The organism is Phenylobacterium sp. (genome assembly GCF_031412415.1).
Classification (GTDB): Bacteria; Pseudomonadota; Alphaproteobacteria; order Caulobacterales; family Caulobacteraceae; genus Phenylobacterium.
The window spans coordinates 1-2,820 of record NZ_JANOCX010000299.1 but is presented as its reverse complement, the minus strand read 5'-3'; the positions used below and the strand labels follow the sequence as shown (position 1 = coordinate 2,820).

Below are 2,820 nucleotides of genomic sequence, written 5' to 3'. Positions count from 1 at the left end.
CGATCAGGAAGAAATCGGTCAGCAGGTAGCCGCGCTCGAAGAGGGGGATCAGGTCGGATAGCGGCGAGGGACCGGCCAGCTCGTAGTGGTGCAGGATCATCAGGATGGCGACGATGATGCGCATGGCGTCGAGCCACCCGCCCCGCTCGATCGGCGGGACGCTGGTCCGCGTCTCAATCCCAAACCACGACATGCCTGACCTCCTCCGGTCCATTCGGAGGCAGGATTGCAAGGGCCAAGCCATCCCGAAACGGGACAGGCTCAGGCTTGGGCGGGGCTCCAGGCGTTGACGCGCGGCGCCGGCGCAGGCCGCGTCGCGGGGACAGGCGCCTTGGCCGGGACGGGCCCCAGGATACGGGCCATGGCGGCCACGGCGAAGACCCAGGAGAGGTTGTTGTGCACCAGGATGATGCTCTCCGACATGGTCTGCAGGCTGTAGACCGCCAGGAACAGGGTCGCCCAATAGCCGTCGCCCAGCCGCTGGTGGCGCACGATGGCGGTGAGCAGGCTGGCGGCGAAGATAGCCGCGAAGATCGCGACGCCGACGAGGCCGAGCTGGATCAGCAGGTCTAGCCAGCCGTTGTGCGCGCTGGGCACCCGCCATTGCAGGGCGTCTCGGATCCAGTTGGCGATGTCGGAATTGCGGCTCCAGAAGGCGGCGTAGCCGTATCCCGTGATCGGCTCGGCCTCATGGGCGCGCAGCACGGCGTTCCAGATGTCGGTGCGGCCGGTGAAGGTCGCATCCTTGCCCAGGGCTGCGTAGAAGATGGTCGGCGCGAACATGTAGAGCCCGGCCAGGGCCGAAAGCCCGGTGACCCCCAGCCAGACCGCGACCACGGCGGCGGCGCGACCCAGGCGCATGAAGGTGAACACCGTGGCCCCGCCCAGCACGATCAGCAGGCTTAGGAACGAGGTGGCCGACCGGGTCATGATGATCAGGCCGATGAACAGCACCAGGGCGCCGCCCCACAGCAGCCGTCGGCGGGGATTGGTCAGCAAGGCCGCCACCGCCGCCAGGGAGGCATAGACCATCATCGCCCCCATCTCGTTCTTCTCGTACCAGAGGCCTCGCCAGGTCCCGGCGTTGACGTCCTGGTGAACGCCCATGACGGGCACGGCCAGGCAGACGAAATAGCTGCCCAGCGCCAGCAGCAGCATGGTGAGCGCCACCAGTTCGGCGAACCGTCGCCCGCCCAGGCTGGAAGCGAGATAGAGTCCCAACAGGGTGGTGGCGGCGAGCGCGACGGCGCGGCGCAGGGTCGTGTCCGGCTCGATGGACCAGAGCACCGAGGCGGCGGCCCAGGCGACCAGCAGACCGAAGGCCAGGGTAGGCCCCCAGAACTTGAAGAGCTGCGGCAGGCGGAAGGCCGCAAGCGCGGCGATCAGGCCGTAGACCGGCAGCCACATGAGCCGCAGGATCGGAACCTCCTCGCCCCCGGTCTGCAGCGGGTCGAACATCGGACCGATGAGGGCGCTGGACATCAGGGCCACCACCAGGACGGTCAAGGCCGCCTCGATCAGGCGAACGACCGTGAGGCGCTCATAGGGTTCGGCGAGCTGGTCGGGGCTGATCACGCCGCCTCGGCTTGCGTCTCGCCGTTGACGATCAGATCGACGGCGTCGCGCATGGGCATCGTCTCGATCCCGTGGTGGGCGATCCGCTCCAGCACCCAGGCCAAGCGCTCGGGGGTGACGCCGAAGTCCTCAGGCGCGTCGCCGACATCGTGGGTGAAGAAGGTGATCCAGCCGCCGACCGCCTTGGCGTGAGCCAGGGAGGCCTCGATCTCATCCGGCCGCCAGCGGCGGTGTTCCAGCACGATGGAATGCACCATGGCCAGGTCGATCATCCCGGCGTTGACCTTGCGATAGATGCCCCGCGCGCTCTGGAACGCACCGCCCAACAGGGTCTTGGCGCGTGGCGACACGTCGCCATAGGGGTAGGCGTAGCTGTCGATGGCGATGTCGCCCAGGTGCTCGCGCAGGAAGGCGGCGTTTCGCTCGATCTCGTGCAGCAGCGTGCCGTTATCGGTCTTCGAGGCGAAGCCGTGGGAAAAGCTGTGGCAGCCGATCTCGTGACCGGCGGCGGCGACCGCCCTCAGGTCGGCTATGTCGAAGTATTCGATATTGTCTTCGGTCAGGCCGCAGAACCGACCGGCCACGTAGTAGGTCGCCTTGACCCCGAAGCGGTCCATGATCGGACCGGCGACGGTCCAGGCGCTTTTGGGGAAGTCGTCATAGGTGAGGCTGGCGATGGCGCGCGGCGCGCGCGAACGCACGGTGTTGACCGGCAGTCGGCGGGTCAGGACGTTGTTGACCTTGCGATAGATGCCCATCGGTCCCGGATCCAAGCTGCGGCGGCGCAGCCGGAATCCTGCCACCGCAACCCTAACAGGCCGCAAACGCCGCTAGAGGCGCGCGGCGTGCCAGGCCAGGTGGTCATCGATGAAGCTGGTCATGAAGAAGTAGGAGTGGTCATAGCCCTCCTGCCGCCGCAGCGTCAGCTTCTGCCCCGCCTTGGCGGCTGCGGCTTTGAGAAGCTCGGGCTTGAGCTGGCTTTCGAGGAAGTTGTCGGCCAGGCCCTGGTCGACCAAGATGTCGTCGTACCGGCCCTTGGCGGCGCCGGCCTCCAGCAGCAAGGCCGCGTCGTGGTCACGCCAGACGCTCTGATCGTCCCCGAGATAGGCGGCGAACGCCTTTCGGCCCCAGTCGCAGCGGGTGGGCGAGCAGATCGGCGCGAAGGCCGAAACCGACCGGAAGAGCTCGGGATGGCGTAGAGCTAGGGTGAGCGCGCCGTGCCCGCCCATGGAATGTCCGAACACC

The 2,820-nt window shown here is 67.6% G+C and carries 3 protein-coding genes and 1 pseudogene; all 4 read right to left on the bottom strand.

Features of this window, described 5'->3' with window-relative positions:
- A pseudogene (locus tag RMO04_RS14435) lies at positions 1 to 193 on the bottom strand (acyltransferase); the annotation flags it as partial.
- A gap of 68 nt (positions 194 to 261) precedes the next feature.
- Entirely contained in the window at positions 262 to 1,575 is a 1,314-nt protein-coding gene (locus RMO04_RS14430) for an O-antigen ligase (RefSeq protein WP_309645466.1), read from the bottom strand.
- Positions 1,572 to 2,333 carry a polysaccharide deacetylase family protein gene (locus RMO04_RS14425; protein ID WP_309645465.1) on the bottom strand — a complete coding sequence of 254 codons (762 nt, stop codon included), beginning with the start codon at positions 2,331 to 2,333 and terminating at the stop codon, positions 1,572 to 1,574. The genes RMO04_RS14430 and RMO04_RS14425 overlap by 4 nt, the downstream gene beginning before the upstream one ends.
- A gap of 72 nt (positions 2,334 to 2,405) precedes the next feature.
- On the bottom strand, positions 2,406 to 2,820 hold a 415-nt coding region (locus RMO04_RS14420; protein ID WP_309645464.1), incomplete at its 5' end, for an alpha/beta hydrolase-fold protein.

Bases quoted from the DNA above. Each gene is read 5' to 3' on its own strand.
- RMO04_RS14425 (WP_309645465.1), bottom strand. From the start codon at position 2,333: ATGGGCATCTATCGCAAGGTCAACAACGTCCTGACCCGCCGACTGCCG.